Raw genomic sequence first — 448 nt, 5'->3', positions numbered from 1 at the left:
GCGGAAGATTTCTTCGAACTGGGCCGCGCCCTCGTCACCGAAAATCGATGCGATGGCTGGTGTCATATCGACTGCGTTTTGGTCGAGCGCTTTCATCGCTACTTCAGCGTCTGCTGCTCCGTCGTACGCTTTCATCATCGATGTGACCGCTAAGACGTAGTGCTCAGATAGCAACTGGTCGAGTGTCGCACGAAGGTCGCCAGCCGGCGTGCTCGCTGTCGGTGCGTGATCTGCCGCCTGGGCGTTGAGTGGGACGAGTAAGCCTAACGCTAATGCTGGTGCTACAATCTTGTTCATTGTTTTCTTCTTCATGTGAATCGCTCCTTTGTTTTGTGAGTGTTGTCGTTGTTTACACCCATCTAACGGAGCGGTTCAAAAAATGGATCACTCTTTTTTTATTTTTTTTCGTTTTTTTGTTGAAGTGTGCGATAAACGCCCGGTGCGACGC

At 50.9% G+C, this 448-nt stretch carries 1 protein-coding gene; it reads right to left on the bottom strand.

The genetic code is table 11. The annotated features are described in order from the left end of the window. Nucleotides 1-312 (bottom strand): hypothetical protein (locus GFC01_RS18165; RefSeq protein WP_423244420.1); only part of this gene is annotated, 312 nt, incomplete at its 3' end. Between the last annotated feature and the right edge of the window lie 136 nt (nt 313-448).

Source organism: Desulfofundulus thermobenzoicus, assembly GCF_009428905.1.
GTDB classification, from domain to species: domain Bacteria; phylum Bacillota; class Desulfotomaculia; order Desulfotomaculales; family Desulfovirgulaceae; genus Desulfofundulus_A; species Desulfofundulus_A thermobenzoicus.
Note: the sequence above shows the minus strand (reverse complement) of the source record. Positions and strands in the feature narration are given on the sequence as shown.